Below are 17,760 nucleotides of genomic sequence, written 5' to 3'. Positions count from 1 at the left end.
TCCGACGACACCGGCGAAGGATGACAGACTATGAATTTCGACGATACCCCGCAGGAGGCCGCATTCCGCGCCGAGGCGAAAGCCTGGATCGCGGCCAATGCGCCGAAGCAATATGAGGAGGAGCTGCGCAAGGCCTCGCTCGGCCGCGTTCAGCTCAAGGGCGCCAACATTCTCGAGGTCGCGAAGGCCTGGCAGAAGAAGAAGGCCGACGCCGGCTGGGCCTGTCTGCACTGGCCGAAGGAGTATGGCGGCCGCGGCGCGTCGCCGATCGAGCGCGTGATCTGGCAGCAGGAGGAGGGCCCGTTCGGTCGCCTCAGTTCGATGTTCATCATCGGCCACGGCATGTGCGGGCCGACCATGATGGCGTTCGCCGGCGAGGAGCAGAAGCGCAAATATCTGCCGCCGCTCGCTTCCGGCGAGAAGGTCTGGTGCCAGCTGTTTTCCGAGCCGGCCGGCGGCTCCGACGTCGCGGGCCTGCGCACCCGCGCCGAGAAGCACGGCGACGAATGGGTGATCGACGGCCAGAAGATCTGGACCTCGGGCGCGCATTACTCCGACTACGGCATCCTCTTGACCCGCACCGATCCGACCGTGCCGAAGCACAAGGGCCTCACCATGTTCTTCCTGGACATGAAGAGCCCGGGCGTCGAGGTCAGGCCGATCAAGCAGGCGAGCGGGGCCTCCGACTTCAACGAGGTCTATTTCACCGACGTGCGGATTCCGGACTCGCAGCGGCTCGGCAATGTCAATGACGGCTGGAACGTGTCGCTGACGACGCTGATGAACGAGCGGATGTCGATCGGCGCCGGCGTCGCGACCGGCTTCCCCGAGTTGTTCGAATTCTGCAACAGCCTGATGCTGGAGGACGGTCCCGCGATCGAGAACCGCGCGGTGCGCGCGAAGCTCGCGAACTGGGCGGTGAAGGCGAGCGGGCTGAAATACACCAGCATGCGCGCGATCTCCGCGCTCTCCCGTGGCGAGCGCCCCGGGCCTGAGAACTCGATCGGCAAGCTGGTTGCCGGCTCGATGATCCAGGACGTCGCAACCTACGCGCTCGATCTGCAGGGCGCCGCCGGCGCGCTGACCGGACCCGAGGATGCCGAGGTCGCCGGCAAGTTCCAGGCGATGCTGCTGCGCGCGCCGGGCACCCGCGTCGAGGGCGGCACCGACGAGATCATGCGCAACATCGTCGCCGAGCGCGTGCTGGGCCTGCCCGGCGACATTAGGGTCGACAAGGACGTTCCCTTCAACAAGATCCCGACCAAGGGCCGCGCCTGAGCGCGCGAAAAATCAAAAGAGGTTCGCCATGAATTTCGACGACACGCCGCAGGAAGCTGAATTCCGTAGCGTCGCCCGCAACTGGATCGCGGCCAACGCGCCGAAGGAGTTCGAGGAAGAGCTCTCGAAGTCCTCGCTCGGCCGCATCAGGCTTGCCAAGCACGACATGGTCGAGGTCGGCAAGGCCTGGCAGAAGAAGAAGGCGGAGGGCGGCTGGGCCTGCCTGCACTGGCCGAAGGAATATGGCGGCCGCGGCGCCACCCCGATCGAGCGCGTGATCTGGCAGCAGGAGGAGGGCGTCTACGGCAAGCTGACCCAGCCGTTCCAGATCGGCGAGGGCATGTGTGGCCCGACCGTGATGGCCTGGGGCTCCGAAGATGCCAAGCGCCGCTATCTGCCGAAGCTCGCCTCCGGCGAGGAGATTTGGTGCCAGCTGTTCTCCGAGCCGTCGGCCGGCTCCGACGTCGCCGGCCTGCGCACCCGCGCCGAGAAGAAGGGCGACAACTGGGTCGTCAACGGCCAGAAGATCTGGACCTCCGGCGCGCATTACTCCGACTACGGCCTTCTGATCGCGCGCACCGATCAGAATGTGCCCAAGCACAAGGGCCTCACCATGTTCTTCCTCGACATGAAGAGCCCGGGCGTCGAGGTCAGGCCGATCAAGCAGGCCAACGGCATGCAGGAGTTCAACGAGGTCTATTTCACCGATGTCGTGATCCCGGACAGCCAGCGCTTAGGCGCGGTCGGCGAGGGCTGGAGCGTGTCGCTGACCACGCTGATGAACGAGCGCATGTCGATCGGATCGCGGCTTGCGACCGGTGTCCCTGAAATGTTCGAGTTCTGCTCCAATCTGATGCTGGAGGATGGCCTTGCGATCGATGATCCGGCGGTGCGCTCCAAGCTTGCGAGCTGGGCGGTGAAAGCGAGCGGGCTGAAATACACCAGCTACCGCGCGATCTCGGCGCTGTCGAAGGGCGAGCGGCCCGGTCCGGAAAACTCGATCGGCAAGCTCGTCTCCGGCCTGATGCTGCAGGACATCGCGACCTATGCGATGGACCTCGAGGGCGCGGCCGGCAGCCTCACCGGCAGCGACGAGGAGCAGGCCAACGGCCAGTTCCAGCAGATGCTGCTGTCGTCGCCGTCGATGCGCATCGCCGGCGGTACCGACGAGATCCTGCGCAACATCATCGCCGAGCGCGTGCTCGGGTTGCCGGGCGACATCCGGGTCGACAAGGACGTGCCCTACAACAAGATTCCCACCAAGGGGCGTTGAGCATGGACGCGAAAACACCGAACGCGCGCTACGCGGCCGAAGACCGCATCGGCGCGCTCGAGGAATTGCTCAACGAGCGCTACTCGGTGCGCGCGTTCGAGCCGCGCGAGGTGCCGCGCGACGTCATCGAGCACATCCTCGCGACCGCGCAGCGCACCGCGTCCTGGTGCAACAGCCAGCCCTGGCAGGTCCTTATCGTATCCGGCGAGGCCAAGGAGCGCTTTCGCAAGGCGATCTATGCCGAGGCTTCGCGCGGCCTCGGCGAGGACTACGACTTCACGCCGCCGCGTGAATATGTCGGGGTCTATCTGGAGCGCCGCCGCGAAAGCGGCTTCCAGCTCTACAACACGCTCGGCATCATCAGAGGCGACCGGGCGGCGTATGCCAAGCAGGCGCTGGAGAACTACAATTTCTTCGGCGCGCCGCACATTGCCGTGATCCACACCAACGAGCCGCTCGGCATCTATGGCGCGATCGACTGCGGCGGCTATGTCTCGAACTTCATGCTGGCCGCGCAGGCGCTCGGGCTCGGCACCATTCCGCAGGCCGCGATTGCGCGCCATTCCGGCCTGATCCGCCGCCATTTCAACCTAGCCGACGACCGCCGGGTTGTCTGCGGTATCTCGTTCGGCTATGCGGATCATGCGCACAAGGTGAACAGCTACCGCACGTCGCGCGCAACTGTGGCGGATACTGTCACATTTGTGGATGTATAGTTTCCTCAAGGCGGGAAGGTCGGTTCACCCTCCCGCCGAGGACAAGAAGAAACGACAAGAAGAACGACTAGAACAACAATGGCGAATAACGCCTCCCTGACGCCGGCGGAGATCAGCTGGCAACTGCACCGTCTGCCTGCGCTTGAGCGCGACGCGTTCATCGCCGCGCATTACCTGGGACAGCCCGTTGCCTGGAAGACCCGCTTCTTCGATGCGATCGACTGGGGCGCGGGCTCGGTGCTGCAATTCAGCTTTCTGCAACGCGGCTGGCACCGCCATTCCCGGCTCGACAACCCGATCTATGCCTATATCGACATCGAGCAACATCCGGAAACACGCGGCTTGCGCCGCGGCCGGCGGATCGATCTCGACGGAACGATCAAGGGCGTCGATTTCGTGACCGGGATTACGCTCGAGCTCGACCGGTTCGAGATCCTGCCGGTCAACTTTCTCGACCGCTTCGTCATCAGCTCCGATCGCCGCTACTGACCCGGGCTTGATGAGAGCAAGTATCAGCGGCATCGGTACCGCGTCCCCTCTCCCGCTTGCGGGGGAGGGCTAGGGTGGGGGCTCTCTCTGCGAGTCACATCGTGGAGAGAGCCCCCACCCGGCGCTGCGCGCCGACCTCCCCCGCAAGCGGGAGAGGTGCAGCGACTGTGCCGCGCCATTCAACCCAATCTCATCGCGCTTTGGCGCCCGCCGCGCGGCACGCTGGCGCGTCCGCATAGCGTGCGGCCATCGCGACCGCCAGCTCGGCCATCTTCTCGCGCAGCTCCGCGGGCGCGATCACTTCGGCCTCGGCGCCGAGCCGCAGCAATTCGGAGGCGGCATGCCACACCGTCTTGCCGACCGGCATGGTGGCGACGCGCCAGCCGTCGGGCTCAGCGCCATCGGCAAGCCGCATCCGCGCCTTCACGTAAGGGTGGGCCAGCGCATCGAACAGTTTCAGCCCCAGCGGCGACAGCCGCACCGTGGCCTCGTTCGGATGCAGCTCGGCCTCGAGCCGCGCGATCGAGGCGCGCCAATAGGTGGCGAGATCGAACTCCGCCGGCCGCGCGAACGGCGTCTCCAGCACCGTGCAATCCAGCACCCGCGCGACCCGATAGGTGCGCACATTGCCGTCGACGAGGCCGGCGAGATACCAACTGCCGCCCTTCAGCACGAGGCCGAGCGGCGCCACGCGCCTCCGCTTCTCGGCCTTCCAGCTCTGGTAGCGGATCTCGATCAGCGTCTCGCGCAGCACCGACGCTGCAATGGCGCGCAGATGCTTCGGCTCCTCGGTCTCGCCGAACCAGCCCGGCGCGTCGAGATGGAAGCGCTGCTGCATGCCCCGCGCGTTGGGGCGCAGCTTCTCCGGCAGCGCCGCCATCAGCTTGGTCTGCGCCGCCGCCATCGCGGCATCGAGGCCGAGCGCGGCGGCGGGGCCGGGCAGCCCAGCCATGAACAGCGCCTCGGCCTCGCCCTGCGATAGCCCGTTGAGCCGCACCCGATAGCCGTCGAGCAGGCGGTAGCCGCCCTCGGCGCCGCGGTCGGCATAGACGGGAACGCCGGCGGCCGAGAGCGCATCGATGTCGCGATAGATCGTGCGCACCGAGACCTCGCAGGCCTCGGCCAGCTCGGGCGCGGTGACCTGTCCCCGCGCCTGCAGGGTGGTGAGGATGGAAAACAGCCGGCTTGCGCGCATGACGGATTCATACCTGACACAAGGTGTCAGGTATAGGCCGACATAAGGAGACCATGCCCCTGACGGCGCAAGGAGACCCGCTGATGACCACCGCTGCCCCCACCGACAGCGTCACGCTGTATTACTCGCCGCAGAGCCGCGCCACCGGCACCCGCGTGCTGCTGGAGGAACTCGGCGCGCCCTATGATTTGCACATCCTCAACATGAAGGCGGCCGAGCAGCGCAAGGACGCCTATCTCGCGATCAATCCGCTCGGCAAGGTGCCGGCGATCCGCCACCGCGACGCGCTGGTCACCGAGCAGGTCGCGATCTTCATCTATCTCGCTGATCTGTTTCCGCAGGCGGGCCTGACGCCCGCGCTGAACGACCCGCGCCGCGGCCCGTATCTGCGCTGGATCGCCTATTACGGCGCCTCGTTCGAGCCGGCGGTGATCGACCATTTCATGAAGCGTGAACCGGCGCCGATCACGCAGTCGCCCTATGCCGATTACGACACCATGCTGGGCACGCTTGAGGCGCAGCTCGCAAAGGGGCCCTATCTGCTCGGCGAAGAGATCACGGCGGCCGACATCCTCTGGGGCATCGCGCTCAGCTGGACCATGATGTTCGGCATCGTGCCGAAAAGGGACGTGTTCGTCCGCTATGCCGAACGCATCGCCGCGCGCCCGGCTTTCATCCGGATCACGAAGGCCGACGACGAGATGGCGGCGCAGCATGCAGCAGCAGCCGGAGTGTGATACGGATCGTGTCGATGGCGAAACAGCTGTACAGCACCAACTGCTTCAACACCCTGATCCGCGTCGCCGAGGATTGCCCGGCGCAGTGCGGCGAGGAGCCGCAGCCGCGCGGCGGCCAGCCCACGGTCGCCGTGCTGCAATTCCGGATGATCGCAGGCGCGCCGTACAAATACACCTCCGACGACGTCGTGTTCGCGACCTCGGCGGCCGGCCGCGCGCTCGATGCGAAGGCGGCGAAGAAGGCGCGCAGCCTCGCCCGCGAGACGTTCTTCTCGCGCGGCCAGGCCTGCATGCGCGCCTCGCCGCTCGGCAAACGTTTCGGCTGGGGCGTCCACGCCGACGCCGAAGGCCGCATCGCGATCTACGCCGTCGACAGCAAGCGCTACCAGGCGCTGGCGCGTGATCCGGAGGTTACGCAGGCTCGTGCGATGCGGTCGAAGCGGGCGTGAGGGGACGCTGCTCTCATCCTCCCCGGGAGGGGGAGGATCGACGCGAATGAAATGAGCGGCGAGGTGGGGTGATCTCTCCACGCGGGCACCGCTCGTGTTGAGGGATCACCCCACCCGCTGCGCATTCCGCCTCGCTGCATGCGCAACGACCCTCCCCCTCCAGGGCAGGGTGAGTGAACTGTGCCTCACGAGGAGAAACTAAAACCTCGGTGCCCGCTTCTCGGCGAACGCCTTGATGCCTTCCTTGATCTCGTCGCCGCGCATGCTGTCGCGGTGGCGCTGGTCGGCGGCGGCCTCATCCAGCGCGCCGCGGGCGAATTCGTTGATTGCGCGCTTCATGCCGGCCATCGCCTTGGGCGCATTGCCGGCCAGGATCGTGGCGAGCTTGTCGACCTCCTCGTCGAGCAGGTCGAGCGACACCATCGCGGTGAGGTAGCCGATCCGCAGCATCTCCGGCGCCGTGATCTTCTGCGCGGTCAGGAACAGCATCTTGGCGTTGTCGACGCCAAGCCGTGTGACGTAGCGCTGGATGCCGCTCCTGTAATAGTGCAGCCCGAGCCGCGCCGCCGGCATGAACATCTCCGCGGTATCGACGCCGATCCGGAAGTCGCAGGCGAGCGCGAGGTCGGTCGAGCCGCCATAGACGCCGCCATTGAGCCGGCAGATCGTCGGCACGCTCAGATCTTCGAGCCGGTTCACCACCACCTCGAACGCCGAGCCCGCACTCTGCTGCTCGCTCTCGCTCACCGCGCGCTCGGCCACCGAGTTGAGGTCGTAGCCGGCCGAGAACGCGCGCCCGGTTCCGGTCAGCACCAGCACGCGGATCGCGGGATCGGTCTCGATCCGGTCGAACAGCCTGACGAGGTCGCCGAGATCCTCGGCCTGCAGGCGGTTGAGATGCTTCGGCCGGTTGAGGCGGATCGTGGCGCGGGCGCCCGCGATTTCGAGCACGGGTCCGCTGGCGGTGTCGGCCGCGTCGGCCATCTTGGTCTCCATCATTGGTTCTCACGTTCGCGCCGCTTCGCCTCGGCGTCGATGGTCTCGGCGAGATCGGGATGCCTTGCCATCAACAGGCGGAAATCGACGAGGTCAAGCACCAACAGCCGGGTCACCTTGCTGGTCGAGACGCTGGCGCCCCGCTTGGCGTTGCCGAGCAGCGCCATCTCGCCGAAGAACGCGCCTTCGCCGAGCTTGACCTTGCGTCCGGGCAGGTCGACCTCCACCTCGCCGGCGGCGACGAAATACATGCAGTCGCCATTGGTGTCCTTGCGGATGATCATGGTGCGCGGCGGCAGGTCCATGGTCCGCAGCACCTGGGTGACGTCGGCGATCGCGGCCGGGCCGAGATGCGCGAAGAACGGCACCTTGCTCACGGCCTCCCAGGTTCTCAGAAAATTGTCGCGACGGGTTTCGGCGGCAAAGCCGGTCGCCAGAATACCGGTCCACAGCCCGAACACGCCGAGGCCCGAGATCATCACCATGGCAGCGACCATGCGGCCGAGCGGGGTGATCGGCACCACGTCGCCATAGCCTGTCGTGGTCAGCGTCACCACCGCCCACCACAGCGCCGCCGGCACGCTGCCGAAGGTCTGGGGCTGGACGTCCCGCTCCAGGAAATATTCGGCGACCGAGGCCAGGAACACCACCATCAGGAAGATCACGAGCACGCTGAACAGCGGGCCGGATTCCACCACGAGCACCCGCCGGAGTTGGCGCAGGCCGGGAATGCCCGGCACCACCTTGAGCACCCAGAGCACGCCGAGCAGCCATGCGGTCTTCGGCTCGATGCCGCTGAGCAGGGCCAGCGGCACCGCCAGCGCGCCGACCGCATCGACGACGCCTGCGCTGGATAGCGCGTAGAACCAGAGCTTGTCCTGCCGCCGCATGTGCCGTAACCGCACCAGCCATTCGAACACGAAATAGGCAAGGCAGGCCCACAGCAGCGCATCGACCCAGTGCGGGACCGCGTCATAGGCCGGCGTGACCGTCAGCAGCGTCATCATGGCGACACCGACCGTGACCGCGACATAGGCCGCCTTGGTCATGTTGCGGCCGGCGGTGGCGGAAACGAAGCGCGTCAAGGCCGGAAGGACGAGCGGCTTGGACATCGGAACGGAGCTTGCCTGTCGCTGAACTGCTGGAATTGAGGCCCCCGCGAATGGGGAGCCTGTGTCACAACGTGCCTCTCCCGGTTGAGGCCGTCAACGCGCAGGCGGTGGTGAAATGGTCGCGGCGAAAGTCCCAAATGTTGGACGAATGGCCTAACCATGTTGGCCCGTTTTTGCGCCCGCGAATGTGAGAAATCAGACAAATCGTCGCTTTTTCACCGTATATCAGGGATGCTGGTCACCGATGCGACCTTGGCCGGAATGAAGCGACTAATAAGGCGATCTTGTTCATTTCTTGAGAAATTGGTTGGTTTCCGATGGATACCTCACATCTCGCGGAGCACGCCGGCGCCGCCGGCAGTTTCTTTGCATCGATCTTCGTGGTCGCCACGCTGTCGATGCGGACCATGATCCCGTTGCGCGTCTTCGCCATCCTGACCAACATCATCCTGATCGCGACCGCCGTCCCGACCCATAATTACGCGACGCTGATCCTGCATGCCGTGCTGCTGCCGGTGAACACCTATCGTCTGCACCAGATGCTGCAACTGGTCCGCAACGTGAAGAAATCGGTCAACAGCGATCTGTCGATGGACTGGCTGAGGCCGTTCACGACGGAGCGCAGATGCGCGGCGGGCGAAGTCCTGTTCTACAAGGACGAGAAGGCCGACAGCATGTTCTACATTGTCAGCGGCCGCTTTCGCCTGGTCGAATCCGGCATCGAGCTGCCGGTCGGCGCCCTCGTCGGCGAGTTCGGCATGCTGTCGCCCTCGAACACGCGAACCCAGACGCTGGAGTGCGTCGAAACCGGCATGGTGCTGTCGGTGACCTATGACCAGGTCGAGCAGCTCTACGTTCAGAACCCGGCGTTCGGCTTCTACCTTCTGCGTCTGTTCAGTGCCCGCCTGTTCGAGAATATCTCGACACTCGAGCAGCGGCTCGCGCAGCACGCCACCCCACAGGTCGCGGAGCCAAAGCCTGCATGAGCCCCGCGACGAGTTCTCGAGGCGCCGCAGTGCCGGATGACGACAGTCTGCTGGCTTCGCTTCGTTACCTGTTTGCCGATATCATCGGCGATGAGGACGAGGGGCCGCCGGTGCTGCCCGACGCCTGCCCGGACCACCTCGCGCCCGCGGTCACCGCTGCCATCGATCTGTTGATCGCCTATCAAAGCACGAGCTACGCCCAGCTCTATGTCGACCGGCTCAAGCGCTTCGTCGGCCGCCGCGGCGTTGACGACGCCCTGCTTGCGGAGATCGCGCGGCTGATGGCCGAGCGCATGGCCTATGAGGACGCGATCCGCATCGCGCAGCTCAAGCTCGGCGAAGTCAATGCGGCGGGCGGCCTTGCGGCGCGCTCGGCCGACGACGTCAAGAAGCTCCGCCTCGACGAGTTGATCGACGCCCTGCCTGCGATGGTCGCCGATCCGATCCTCGCCGTGCTCGATCAGCTCGGCTGGCGGCGCCGCCGGGTCTCGATCCGCTTCAGCGCCAACACCCGCTTCAGCGTTCGCCGGCTCCGGATCGAGGCCGGCCTGAAGCGCTGGCGGCTGTTCTCGGGGCGCTACGCCAAGGAACGTATGTGGGTCGAGCGCTGGCTGCACATGATCGACCGCAGCCTGACCAAGCAGCCGGGCGCGGCCTCAGCGATTGTGCAGACCGCGACCGTGATCCAGGGCTACGGTGATCCTTATCGCCAGGGCATCGCGGACTGGCACGTGATCATCGACGGGCTCGTCAAGCCGACCTTGGACGGCGTGCTCGCGCTTCCCGATCTTGCCGCCGCCATCACCGAGGCCCGCGCCGCCATCATGCCCGATCCGCGGCAGGCGTCGCTGAAGCGCAAGGTCGCCGAGATTCGCGCACGGGTGCCCGTGACGTCCTAGTGCCAGGCTATCCACGTCATTGCGAACGAAGCGAAGCGAAGCAATCCATCGATCCGCGTATGGGGAGGGATGGATTGCTTCGTCGCTTTGCTCCTCGCAATGACGGGGAGGCGTTCGTAACCTACCGCTTAATATGCGGCGGCTCGTCGTAGCCGCGGCGGCTGGAATAGAACAGCAGGCCCATCAGGCCGACGCCGACCGCGACCAGCAGGGTGATCCCGATCGTGAACATGACGATGCCGTAGGTCGGCACCGGTGCACCAGGCACCATCAAGCCTTCAAACGCGTAGGCGCCGACGGCGGCCAGGAGGACCAGCAGGCCGATGCTGATTGCAATGCGCATGCGTAGTTGCCTTTGCCAAAGGCCGAGAGCAGGGCAGGTTGCGGCGGCTATTCCGCCGCGGCGGCGACTTTGGCCAGCGCCTGCTGTCCGGCCTCGAGAAGCTCGGGGAGCGTCGTCCTGCCGCTCTTGGCGCACCTGATGATGTATCTGGCAACGCGCTTGCGGGTGTCGTGTTCCTCGCCGTGCAGTGCATCGGCGCATACGCGATCCAGCGCAAAATTCATGACGGCGAGCGTACGTGAGTCGAATTTCTCCTCGATCATCGCGGCCCTCCCTATGGACCGGTGTCCGGCGCGGCTATTTGCGGAGCGTCAGCCAATCACTGACTTCCATCACCGTCTCGGTTTGTCTGGCTTTCTTCATCAGCATTTCGCGTTCCCGTCCCGGCGGCAGCTTGCGTGCCGCAAGGCGTGCATCTTCGGCAAATTTTTGCAGGCGGTCCTCGAACGATCCGGGGGGACGCGCCCTGTTGCGTTTCTTCTTGATCATGCCGCCTCCGAACTGGAACCAGCAATTTTTGGCATGTTGCGTGGAGGCCGTCGTTAACCCATGACATCGGGCGAATTGAAAAATCACGCCGAAGGATCGCAAGTGCGATCTTGAGATCGCAAGCGCGACTTAGAGATCGCAGAGCGATCATGCGATCGCAGGAACGATCTTCGGCGCACTGCGTAACACCATGCGTTCGCTGCTTTGCTCCCCGAAAAGCGGTGGGCCACTCCGGTGACGGGCCTCGGCGAATTTCATCGCCGGGGCCCGCATAGCCTCGAGGGATATCAGCCAGGGAGTTTAGCAATGCCACATTCCAATCACGGTATCGTCAAGGATGACAAGGGTCAGGAGCAGCCCGTCGACAAGGAGCGGGCACAGAGCGCTCACCAGACCGAGCCCCGAAAGCCGTCGACGCGCGAAGCGACGCGTGATCCGAAACTGAACGACCCCGACAAGACGCCGGGCTCCGGCATGGCGTCAGACGATCGCGGCGATCCTCCAACGGGCTGAAACAAGCATTTTGCTGTGCAGCAAGTGGGGTAATGCGGCAGGAACGACGGTCCGGCTCCGCCGTTGGCCTTGCGAGATCAGCTTTGGGACATCAATGGAGAACTGACATGGCGATGGACGAGAAAGAGGTCGGAAACCTGATCGGCAGCGACAAGGTCGAGGGCACAGCAGTCTATGGATCGGACGAGCGTAAGATCGGCTCGATCGAACGCGTGATGATCGACAAGCAGAGCGGACGGGTGTCCTACGCCGTGCTCGGCTTCGGCGGTATCCTCGGGCTTGGCAACGACCATTATCCGCTGCCTTGGCAGTCGCTCAAGTACGACACCAGGCTGGGCGGTTATGTCACCGGCGTGACCGAGGACCAGCTGCGCGGTGCGCCGAAATACGGCAGCGAGCGGGATTGGAATTGGGCCGATGCCGGCCGCACACGCGCAGTGAATGATTACTACGGCGTGCCGCTCGTCTGAGCGGCGACGAATCCCGGAGGTCCCACGCTTGAAGGGGCGAGGGCCTTCGGGCTGAACTGTACGGCGCTTGAGGACGTAGCCGTTACGGCTTCCGGCGTTTGTCCACTAGTGAACAGACGGAATAGTTGCCCTATGTAACATGCGTTATTGAAATCGGCCCGGCGATTACTCGATTAGATATCCGGGGAGACCAATGTCGTTGGCGTCGTTAGTTCGGAAATTGGAGCAGTTCGTACGGCTTTCGCCGGCTGACCACGCCATCCTCAATCGCGCGTCGAGCGAGCGCGTCCGCCACTTCGGGCCGCGCGTCGATATCGTTCGTGAAGGCGAGAAGCCGAAAGACGTCCACCTGATCCTGTCCGGCTGGGCCTACCGCTACAAGCAGCTCGAGGATGGCCGGCGCCAGGTGGTGTCGTTCGTCCTGCCCGGTGATATCTGCGACGTGAACGTCTTCATCCTGCGCGAGATGGATCATTCGATTGGCACTGTCACCGCGGTGTCGATCGCCGACCTCTCCCGCGAATTCTTCGACAAGGTCGCGGCCGAACATCCGCGCATCGTCACCGCGTTCTGGTGGGAAACCCTGGTCAATGCCGCGATCCAGCGCGAATGGACCATGAGCCTCGGCCAGCGCACGGCGCTCGAGCGGATGGCCCATCTGCTCTGCGAGATCTGGCTTCGTTTGCGGCTGGCCGGTCTGACCCAGGGCAACAGCTGCGACTTCCCACTGACCCAGGGCGACCTCGCCGACGCCACCGGGCTCTCCAAGGTCCACGTCAACAGAACTTTGCAGGAGCTGCGCGCCGACGGCCTGATCGTGCTCAAGGCAAAGACCCTGGCTCTCCCCAATCTCGATCGGCTGATGCGGGCAGGGCTGTTCAACCCGAACTATCTGCATATGGACCATGAGGGGCGGAAGCTCGATGCGGTCGGGATGACCGACGCCGCGGCGGGGTGATACGCCGCGCCGCGCGGCATGTCGCGAGAAGGCGGATGCATGATTCACAGGTCGCAGCATGCCGGTGTCGTCCTTGCTTTCGACCGCCTCCTCCGAGATCGCCGGGTATTTGCGCGCCAGCGCCTTGGCGTTGTCGCGATTCGGCGCGATCTTCAGCGCAGCCCCGACGAATTGTTCTTCAGCACGGTGGCGAGGCGGGTGGGAACTTGGCTCCGGGCCGTTGGCATCGCCGACCGCGAACACCAGCGTTTCCGAATTGCGCAGCCAGACCCGGCCGCCGAGCACGGTGACCGCGCTCAAGAACAGCGTCGGCATGGTGAAGATGATGATCTGCGCGCGGTTGCTCTTGGCGACCGGAGGGCGTGGTCGCGGCAGCCCTGGCGAAGGCGCAGGGGCTTCGGCACTCATGGCTGATCACCCGTCCGGGACGGCCCATTGCCGCAACGGCGCGGCGCTGCCCGGTGAATCCGTAAATGACTATAAATGAAAGAAAATTTCCTGTGTCGCCAGCGATATACCTCCCCGGCGGGAATGCAAACCGGCCACCCGCCGTAACCTTAATCCCGGTTCGCCTGCGCCGCGATGCCACATGACCATCGCCACTATCGACGTCCGAACCCAGATGTGATTTTCGGGGGACCGCAGGTGCATTCCGCCGCCGGAGATGTCATAAATGACACAAGCTCCGCTTCGCGGAATCGTGCTGACGGCCTGACCCGGATTTCTTGCAATTACATTCATCGAAGTAAAAGGGCGTCGGCTTGTTGTTTCCTTCCATGTCATCGTCCGTGTCGGTTGGTGCCCTGGTGGGATGGATGTTGCTTCTCACCGCAAAGCACATCATCGCTGACTTCATGCTGCAGAACGCCTGGATGGCGATCGGCAAGGACCAGAAGACGGGCTGGGCCATGCCGCTGCTCGCGCATTGCCTGGTCCATCTCGCGGTCGCGCTGGCGCTGATCCTGGTGGTGGCGCCGCGCTTCTGGTACGTCGCCTTCGTCGACTTCGTGATCCACATCATCGTCGATCGCTGCAAGGGCATCTGCGCCTCGCATCTCGGCGTGACGCTGGAGTCCGGCCATCCCTGGTTCTGGACCCTGATCGGGGTCGACCAGGCGCTGCACCACCTCACCGGATTCGCGCTGTCGATCTACATGGCCGCGAACTGAGCGGCGCGCGGACGCCTCTTCCCACATTTCGGACCATGACCGGACGCTAGAGCCGCTTTCGCTCCGATCGAATCGGAACGGGGCTCTGGTTCTTGTCTTGACGCTTTTACTCCTGCGAACCGGCATCCGCTTCGCTTGAAAGGGCTCGAGCAGCGGGCGGATGTGATTCGCGTGCAACGGGCAAGGGGCCCCGGAGGCGACCGGAGGCCGTGGTTAACCTTTCGTTAGAGGATTGCGCGGCATCTTCCCGATCGAGGGGGATTTGCAAATGTTTTCAAGCCGCGACGCGTTCGAGAACGATGCCTGCCCAGTTGCGGACGACCTGCTCGGCCAGATGTACCGCGCCAATCCGAACGGGCTATCGCTGCTGGTCGCCAATGTCGCGCCCGACGTCAGGGCGAGGCTGGCGCTGTTCTGCTATCGGCGCAGCCACCTGCACGCGCTCGCCGTGGCGATCGCGTCGAGCTGCAGCGAGTGGGAGCTGGTCAATTCCGGCGGCCGTGTCGGGTCGACGCTCTATGCGCTGTCGCGTGAGCCGGTCCGTGTCACCGCCGCTTCGCATGGCGGCCGCAAGCCGATCACGCTGTCGACCAAGCCGCTGTCGACCTTTGCACCCGTCGTCGACGACGAACTCGACGACGAGGACGTCAGCGACAGGGTCACGGCGTAACGTCCAGTCAGATCGGCTGCGCGCTCGGGATGAGCGGCAGCCCGTGCCGGCGCCGCGCCATCGCGCATTCTGCGTCGCCCGGCAGACAGGTTCGGCACACCTCCGGCCGCACCGCATAGACCTCGCAGCGCGTTGCTTCGCCGACCCGGCCTGACAGCGCCGAGCAGCGGTCACCCTCGCAGCGCATCCCTGATTGCCGCGCGTTGACGAATTGCGCCGGGATCAGATCGAGCTGCGCGTCGTCCTCCACGGTGAAGCGCGGCCAGTTCACCGAATAGCTGCAGCAGGCGCCGCAGGACTGGCAGGGGCTCGCGTCCGTCGCGTCGATCGCGTTGCCGGTCATCAGGTGTCCCTCGGTGCTTCCCACACCAGGCTGCGCCGCCAGCGCGCCCTGAGCAGGTCGCGCCGCTCCGGATATTTCTCGTCGTGATAGATCGCGGTGACCACGCGGTCGGTGCGGAAGCTGCGGAAATCCTTGCGCAGCTCGCACCAGGCGGCGAGCAGCCGCACCGCCTCGTGATAGCCGACCGCGATCGGCCAGATCGTGCGCTCGCTATCGCGGCCATGCTCGTCGCGATAGTTGAGCGTGATCTTCTTGCCTTCGTGGATCTGGCTGCGGGTCCTGACCATGTCGATGCGGTCGGGCTCCCGGTTCCAGGCGGAGCGGGCGCGGCTCGCCGGCTCCAGCACGAACGGCCGCAGCCGGTCGGGCACGGTCTCGGCGATCTTGGCCATCAGGTCCTCGGCGGCGCGCGCCAGCGCCGGATCGGCGTGACCGACCACCCATTGCGCGCCGAGCACGCAGGCCTCGATCTCGTCGGGTGTCAGCATCAAGGGCGGCAGGTCAAAGCCCTTCTCCAGGATGTAGCCCATGCCGGCCTCGCCGCGGATCGGCACGCGCTGCTCGATCAGGCTGGCGATGTCGCGATAGATCGTCCGCTTCGATGTCTCGAGTTCGGCTGCGATCGCATCCGCGGTCAAAGGCTTACGGGTGCGGCGGAGCACCTGGATGATCTGAAACAGCCGGTCGGCGCGTCTCATGGCAATTCTCTTGGTCGCTCTCTTGGCGGATGTCTTAGCAGTGTTTTGGCAGCGGTCTTGACGGGTCTCGCAGTGTCTTGGCGCGTCGGCTTTTCGCGCCCCCTGTCGCTGCTGCTGACAGCATGTTGGCAGCAGGTGGGGGCTATATCAGGACAACAGCTCAAGTGAAGGGAATTTGTCCATGACGAATCTTGACGAACTCGGTTTCCGGCAGGCGCAGAGCTTCGCGCTGGAACAACTGGTCACGGTCTACTCCACCTCCGGCGACCTGCGCTGGGCCCTGGTCGCGCTGGTCGCTCAGTCGATCGGCGCAGCCTGGTCCTACGGGAGGGCCTGGCTGGTCAAGCGGGTTCGCGAGGCGGTTCGCCGCCTCGCGCCCGCAGGCCCGCTCGACAGTGAATGCCACTACTGCTGACACCATGCTGGCAGCAGGGGGCGGCTAGCTTCATTTCACTGACCACAGGCGATCGGGAGTTTCATATGATTACGCTTTTTGGCTTTGGCACGGGCTTCGGCTTGCCGGAAATCAGCCCCTTTGTGACCAAGACCGAGGTCCAGCTCAAGATGGCCGGGCTCGAGTATCGCAAGGAGAAGGCGATGCCGCCGGCCTCTCCCAAGGGCCAGCTGCCGTTCATCGCCGATGACGGCGAGACGATCGCCGATTCGACCTTCATCCGCGCCCATATCGAGGGCAAATATGGTTTCGATTTCGACGCGCCGCTGAGCCTGCAGGCGCGCGCGCAGGCTTGGGCCTTCGAGCGCATGATCGAGCATCACGTCTACTGGGCGCTGGTCGGCGCGCGCTGGGTCGACGACACCAATTTCGCCAAGGGGCCCGCGCATTTCTTCGACGGCGCGCCCGATCACATGCGCGACAAGCTGCGCGAGGATGCCCAGTTCCGGGTTGCCGAGAACTATCTCCTGAGCGGACTCGGCCGTCACGGACCGGATGAGGACGTCGATCTCGCGATGCGCTCGCTGTTCGCGCTGTCGGTGCAGCTCGGCGACAAGCCCTATCTGATGGGCAATGCGCCGTGCGGGACCGATGCCACCGCATTCGGCGCGCTGGCGGGAATCCTGACGCCGTTCTTCGATTCGCCGCTGCGCGAGCGCACCGAGAAATTCGACAATCTCACCGCCTATGTCGGCCGGATGATGCAGCAATATTACCCGGAATTCGCTTGGGCGCCGCTGCAGCAGCAGGCGGCCTAAGCTGGCGCGACAGGTGCGGGCTCGCCCTTCAACGCCGCGAGCTCCGCCTGGAGCTCGGCGATGCGCTGATCGCGTGAGGCCAGCGCTGCTGCCACATCGGCCGCGTCGAACTTCTGCGGGATGTGCTGCGGGCAGTTGGTGTCCCACGCCGCGACCTTGAACAGGATCACCTGCTCCGGCCGCGCCCGATAGCCTTGCGGCATCAGCGACCGCGTCAGCGCCGGGTCGTCCTCCACGACCCGCGCCTCGCCCCACAGCTTGACGCGGCGGCGATGCGCATAGTCCATCACGAAGATGTACGCCTTCGCATTCTCCGAGAGGTTGCCCTGCGTGATGAACTGCCGGTTGCCGCTGTAGTCGGCGAACGCGATCGTGTGCTTGTCGAGCACCTTGATAAAGCCCTTCGGGCCGCCGCGATGCTGGATGTAAGGCTGCCCGTCGGCCGAGGCGGTCGCGAGATAGAAGCTGTTCACCTCGCCGAGAAAGCCGGCGAGGTTCTCGTCGATCTCGGTGCGCCAGCCGCCATGCGCTTCGACCTCGGCGTAGGTCTCGCGCGAGCCCTTGCGGGTCTGGATCGCCTTCACCGCCGGACTGAATGCGATATCGCTCGCGTGGCTGTGAGCATCTGACATCGGAGCCTCCCCAAGACGGGTGCCAAGACTGGGCGCCAAAATGACTGGGCGCCAAAACGCTAGTGCTGACCCATAGATGGATGTTTCCGGATCGTAGGCAATCTTGGCAGTTGACACTTCACTGTTGCCGATT

Annotated in this window: 25 protein-coding genes; 16 read left to right on the top strand and 9 right to left on the bottom strand. The window is 65.0% G+C overall.

Annotated features, from left to right (window positions below):
* Positions 1-30 precede the first annotated feature (30 nt).
* The 4 genes from ACVW1C_RS16665 (at position 31) to ACVW1C_RS16650 (ending at position 3,756) form a co-directional block, all read left to right on the top strand.
* Positions 31-1,278 (top strand): acyl-CoA dehydrogenase, encoded by a 1,248-nt coding sequence (locus ACVW1C_RS16665; protein WP_456759354.1) that lies wholly within the window; start codon positions 31-33, stop codon positions 1,276-1,278.
* A gap of 28 nt (positions 1,279-1,306) precedes the next feature.
* A complete protein-coding gene (locus ACVW1C_RS16660; protein WP_456759353.1) occupies positions 1,307-2,551 on the top strand; it encodes an acyl-CoA dehydrogenase in 1,245 nt (414 codons plus the stop codon).
* A 2-nt stretch (positions 2,552-2,553) separates the two neighbouring features.
* Complete coding sequence (locus tag ACVW1C_RS16655) at positions 2,554-3,267, top strand: nitroreductase (protein WP_456759352.1); 714 nt, start codon at positions 2,554-2,556, stop codon at positions 3,265-3,267.
* Positions 3,268-3,345: 78 nt separating this feature from the next.
* Positions 3,346-3,756 carry a hypothetical protein gene (locus tag ACVW1C_RS16650; protein ID WP_456759351.1) on the top strand — a complete coding sequence of 137 codons (411 nt, stop codon included), beginning with the start codon at positions 3,346-3,348 and terminating at the stop codon, positions 3,754-3,756.
* A 190-nt stretch (positions 3,757-3,946) separates the two neighbouring features.
* Here ACVW1C_RS16650 and ACVW1C_RS16645 read toward each other — a convergent pair whose 3' ends face one another.
* Complete coding sequence (locus tag ACVW1C_RS16645; protein ID WP_456759350.1) at positions 3,947-4,951, bottom strand: helix-turn-helix transcriptional regulator; 1,005 nt, start codon at positions 4,949-4,951, stop codon at positions 3,947-3,949.
* An 83-nt stretch (positions 4,952-5,034) separates the two neighbouring features.
* Between ACVW1C_RS16645 and ACVW1C_RS16640 the strand changes: the two genes are divergently transcribed.
* Both ACVW1C_RS16640 and ACVW1C_RS16635 read left to right on the top strand, forming a co-directional pair.
* The gene (locus ACVW1C_RS16640; protein WP_456759349.1) at positions 5,035-5,688 is read left to right on the top strand and encodes a glutathione S-transferase family protein; all 654 of its coding nucleotides are present in this window, start codon (positions 5,035-5,037) and stop codon (positions 5,686-5,688) included.
* A gap of 14 nt (positions 5,689-5,702) precedes the next feature.
* Positions 5,703-6,137 carry a DUF6157 family protein gene (locus ACVW1C_RS16635; protein WP_456759348.1) on the top strand — a complete coding sequence of 145 codons (435 nt, stop codon included), beginning with the start codon at positions 5,703-5,705 and terminating at the stop codon, positions 6,135-6,137.
* A gap of 198 nt (positions 6,138-6,335) precedes the next feature.
* Here ACVW1C_RS16635 and ACVW1C_RS16630 read toward each other — a convergent pair whose 3' ends face one another.
* Both ACVW1C_RS16630 and ACVW1C_RS16625 read right to left on the bottom strand, forming a co-directional pair.
* Positions 6,336-7,121, bottom strand: coding sequence for an enoyl-CoA hydratase/isomerase family protein (locus tag ACVW1C_RS16630; RefSeq protein ID WP_456763101.1), 786 nt, complete (start codon positions 7,119-7,121; stop codon positions 6,336-6,338).
* An 11-nt stretch (positions 7,122-7,132) separates the two neighbouring features.
* The gene (locus ACVW1C_RS16625) at positions 7,133-8,245 is read right to left on the bottom strand and encodes a cyclic nucleotide-gated ion channel (protein WP_456759347.1); all 1,113 of its coding nucleotides are present in this window, start codon (positions 8,243-8,245) and stop codon (positions 7,133-7,135) included.
* A gap of 317 nt (positions 8,246-8,562) precedes the next feature.
* Between ACVW1C_RS16625 and ACVW1C_RS16620 the strand changes: the two genes are divergently transcribed.
* Positions 8,563-9,231 (top strand): Crp/Fnr family transcriptional regulator, encoded by a 669-nt coding sequence (locus ACVW1C_RS16620; RefSeq protein ID WP_456759346.1) that lies wholly within the window; start codon positions 8,563-8,565, stop codon positions 9,229-9,231.
* Positions 9,228-10,130, top strand: a complete 903-nt coding sequence (locus ACVW1C_RS16615; protein WP_456759345.1) for a DUF6537 domain-containing protein — start codon at positions 9,228-9,230, stop codon at positions 10,128-10,130. Before ACVW1C_RS16620 ends, ACVW1C_RS16615 begins: the two co-directional genes overlap by 4 nt.
* Before the next feature lie 121 nt (positions 10,131-10,251).
* On the opposite strand, the gene ACVW1C_RS16610 is transcribed toward ACVW1C_RS16615, so the two are convergent.
* From ACVW1C_RS16610 to ACVW1C_RS16600, 3 genes are read right to left on the bottom strand one after another with little or no spacing between them, the layout of a single operon-like run.
* On the bottom strand, positions 10,252-10,473 hold the full coding sequence (locus ACVW1C_RS16610; protein ID WP_456759344.1) for a hypothetical protein: 222 nt from the start codon (positions 10,471-10,473) through the stop codon (positions 10,252-10,254).
* Between the two features lie 47 nt (positions 10,474-10,520).
* Positions 10,521-10,736 (bottom strand): hypothetical protein, encoded by a 216-nt coding sequence (locus tag ACVW1C_RS16605; protein WP_456759343.1) that lies wholly within the window; start codon positions 10,734-10,736, stop codon positions 10,521-10,523.
* Positions 10,737-10,770: 34 nt separating this feature from the next.
* Complete coding sequence (locus ACVW1C_RS16600) at positions 10,771-10,962, bottom strand: hypothetical protein (RefSeq protein WP_176528720.1); 192 nt, start codon at positions 10,960-10,962, stop codon at positions 10,771-10,773.
* Between the two features lie 306 nt (positions 10,963-11,268).
* Here ACVW1C_RS16600 and ACVW1C_RS16595 point away from each other — a divergent pair, with 306 nt between their 5' ends.
* The 6 genes from ACVW1C_RS16595 to ACVW1C_RS16570 all read left to right on the top strand — a co-directional run bounded on the left by ACVW1C_RS16595 (position 11,269) and on the right by ACVW1C_RS16570 (position 14,742).
* Complete coding sequence (locus ACVW1C_RS16595) at positions 11,269-11,475, top strand: hypothetical protein (RefSeq protein ID WP_456759342.1); 207 nt, start codon at positions 11,269-11,271, stop codon at positions 11,473-11,475.
* Positions 11,476-11,582: 107 nt separating this feature from the next.
* Complete coding sequence (locus tag ACVW1C_RS16590; protein WP_456759341.1) at positions 11,583-11,945, top strand: PRC-barrel domain-containing protein; 363 nt, start codon at positions 11,583-11,585, stop codon at positions 11,943-11,945.
* A gap of 199 nt (positions 11,946-12,144) precedes the next feature.
* Positions 12,145-12,903, top strand: coding sequence for a Crp/Fnr family transcriptional regulator (locus ACVW1C_RS16585; protein ID WP_456759340.1), 759 nt, complete (start codon positions 12,145-12,147; stop codon positions 12,901-12,903).
* Between the two features lie 58 nt (positions 12,904-12,961).
* Entirely contained in the window at positions 12,962-13,390 is a 429-nt protein-coding gene (locus tag ACVW1C_RS16580; RefSeq protein ID WP_456759339.1) for a hypothetical protein, read from the top strand.
* Between the two features lie 328 nt (positions 13,391-13,718).
* On the top strand, positions 13,719-14,072 hold the full coding sequence (locus ACVW1C_RS16575) for a DUF3307 domain-containing protein (RefSeq protein ID WP_456759338.1): 354 nt from the start codon (positions 13,719-13,721) through the stop codon (positions 14,070-14,072).
* Between the two features lie 268 nt (positions 14,073-14,340).
* Positions 14,341-14,742: a hypothetical protein gene (locus tag ACVW1C_RS16570; RefSeq protein WP_456759337.1), complete on the top strand. Its 402-nt coding sequence runs from the start codon at positions 14,341-14,343 to the stop codon at positions 14,740-14,742.
* A 7-nt stretch (positions 14,743-14,749) separates the two neighbouring features.
* Here ACVW1C_RS16570 and ACVW1C_RS16565 read toward each other — a convergent pair whose 3' ends face one another.
* The gene (locus ACVW1C_RS16565; RefSeq protein ID WP_456759336.1) at positions 14,750-15,085 is read right to left on the bottom strand and encodes a YkgJ family cysteine cluster protein; all 336 of its coding nucleotides are present in this window, start codon (positions 15,083-15,085) and stop codon (positions 14,750-14,752) included.
* On the bottom strand, positions 15,085-15,783 hold the full coding sequence (locus ACVW1C_RS16560) for a helix-turn-helix transcriptional regulator (protein ID WP_092119525.1): 699 nt from the start codon (positions 15,781-15,783) through the stop codon (positions 15,085-15,087). The genes ACVW1C_RS16565 and ACVW1C_RS16560 overlap by 1 nt, the downstream gene beginning before the upstream one ends.
* 181 nt (positions 15,784-15,964) lie before the next feature.
* Between ACVW1C_RS16560 and ACVW1C_RS16555 the strand changes: the two genes are divergently transcribed.
* Both ACVW1C_RS16555 and ACVW1C_RS16550 read left to right on the top strand, forming a co-directional pair.
* Positions 15,965-16,198 (top strand): hypothetical protein, encoded by a 234-nt coding sequence (locus ACVW1C_RS16555; RefSeq protein ID WP_456759335.1) that lies wholly within the window; start codon positions 15,965-15,967, stop codon positions 16,196-16,198.
* Positions 16,199-16,263: 65 nt separating this feature from the next.
* On the top strand, positions 16,264-16,995 hold the full coding sequence (locus ACVW1C_RS16550) for a glutathione S-transferase family protein (protein ID WP_456759334.1): 732 nt from the start codon (positions 16,264-16,266) through the stop codon (positions 16,993-16,995).
* On the opposite strand, the gene ACVW1C_RS16545 is transcribed toward ACVW1C_RS16550, so the two are convergent.
* Positions 16,992-17,627, bottom strand: a complete 636-nt coding sequence (locus ACVW1C_RS16545) for a pyridoxamine 5'-phosphate oxidase family protein (protein WP_456759333.1) — start codon at positions 17,625-17,627, stop codon at positions 16,992-16,994. The genes ACVW1C_RS16550 and ACVW1C_RS16545 overlap by 4 nt on opposite strands.
* Positions 17,628-17,760 lie beyond the last annotated feature (133 nt).

The organism is Bradyrhizobium sp. USDA 4011, from assembly GCF_054063415.1.
This window is presented reverse-complemented; position numbering and strand designations above follow the sequence as displayed.

Bases quoted from the DNA above. Each gene is read 5' to 3' on its own strand.
- ACVW1C_RS16665 (WP_456759354.1), top strand. From the start codon at position 31: ATGAATTTCGACGATACCCCGCAGGAGGCCGCATTCCGCGCCGAGGCG.
- ACVW1C_RS16660 (WP_456759353.1), top strand. From the start codon at position 1,307: ATGAATTTCGACGACACGCCGCAGGAAGCTGAATTCCGTAGCGTCGCC.
- ACVW1C_RS16655 (WP_456759352.1), top strand. From the start codon at position 2,554: ATGGACGCGAAAACACCGAACGCGCGCTACGCGGCCGAAGACCGCATC.
- ACVW1C_RS16650 (WP_456759351.1), top strand. From the start codon at position 3,346: ATGGCGAATAACGCCTCCCTGACGCCGGCGGAGATCAGCTGGCAACTG.
- ACVW1C_RS16645 (WP_456759350.1), bottom strand. From the start codon at position 4,951: ATGCGCGCAAGCCGGCTGTTTTCCATCCTCACCACCCTGCAGGCGCGG.
- ACVW1C_RS16640 (WP_456759349.1), top strand. From the start codon at position 5,035: ATGACCACCGCTGCCCCCACCGACAGCGTCACGCTGTATTACTCGCCG.
- ACVW1C_RS16635 (WP_456759348.1), top strand. From the start codon at position 5,703: ATGGCGAAACAGCTGTACAGCACCAACTGCTTCAACACCCTGATCCGC.
- ACVW1C_RS16630 (WP_456763101.1), bottom strand. From the start codon at position 7,121: ATGGCCGACGCGGCCGACACCGCCAGCGGACCCGTGCTCGAAATCGCG.
- ACVW1C_RS16625 (WP_456759347.1), bottom strand. From the start codon at position 8,245: ATGTCCAAGCCGCTCGTCCTTCCGGCCTTGACGCGCTTCGTTTCCGCC.
- ACVW1C_RS16620 (WP_456759346.1), top strand. From the start codon at position 8,563: ATGGATACCTCACATCTCGCGGAGCACGCCGGCGCCGCCGGCAGTTTC.
- ACVW1C_RS16615 (WP_456759345.1), top strand. From the start codon at position 9,228: ATGAGCCCCGCGACGAGTTCTCGAGGCGCCGCAGTGCCGGATGACGAC.
- ACVW1C_RS16610 (WP_456759344.1), bottom strand. From the start codon at position 10,473: ATGCGCATTGCAATCAGCATCGGCCTGCTGGTCCTCCTGGCCGCCGTC.
- ACVW1C_RS16605 (WP_456759343.1), bottom strand. From the start codon at position 10,736: ATGATCGAGGAGAAATTCGACTCACGTACGCTCGCCGTCATGAATTTT.
- ACVW1C_RS16600 (WP_176528720.1), bottom strand. From the start codon at position 10,962: ATGATCAAGAAGAAACGCAACAGGGCGCGTCCCCCCGGATCGTTCGAG.
- ACVW1C_RS16595 (WP_456759342.1), top strand. From the start codon at position 11,269: ATGCCACATTCCAATCACGGTATCGTCAAGGATGACAAGGGTCAGGAG.
- ACVW1C_RS16590 (WP_456759341.1), top strand. From the start codon at position 11,583: ATGGCGATGGACGAGAAAGAGGTCGGAAACCTGATCGGCAGCGACAAG.
- ACVW1C_RS16580 (WP_456759339.1), top strand. From the start codon at position 12,962: ATGCCGGTGTCGTCCTTGCTTTCGACCGCCTCCTCCGAGATCGCCGGG.
- ACVW1C_RS16575 (WP_456759338.1), top strand. From the start codon at position 13,719: ATGTTGCTTCTCACCGCAAAGCACATCATCGCTGACTTCATGCTGCAG.
- ACVW1C_RS16570 (WP_456759337.1), top strand. From the start codon at position 14,341: ATGTTTTCAAGCCGCGACGCGTTCGAGAACGATGCCTGCCCAGTTGCG.
- ACVW1C_RS16565 (WP_456759336.1), bottom strand. From the start codon at position 15,085: ATGACCGGCAACGCGATCGACGCGACGGACGCGAGCCCCTGCCAGTCC.
- ACVW1C_RS16560 (WP_092119525.1), bottom strand. From the start codon at position 15,783: ATGAGACGCGCCGACCGGCTGTTTCAGATCATCCAGGTGCTCCGCCGC.
- ACVW1C_RS16555 (WP_456759335.1), top strand. From the start codon at position 15,965: ATGACGAATCTTGACGAACTCGGTTTCCGGCAGGCGCAGAGCTTCGCG.
- ACVW1C_RS16550 (WP_456759334.1), top strand. From the start codon at position 16,264: ATGATTACGCTTTTTGGCTTTGGCACGGGCTTCGGCTTGCCGGAAATC.
- ACVW1C_RS16545 (WP_456759333.1), bottom strand. From the start codon at position 17,627: ATGTCAGATGCTCACAGCCACGCGAGCGATATCGCATTCAGTCCGGCG.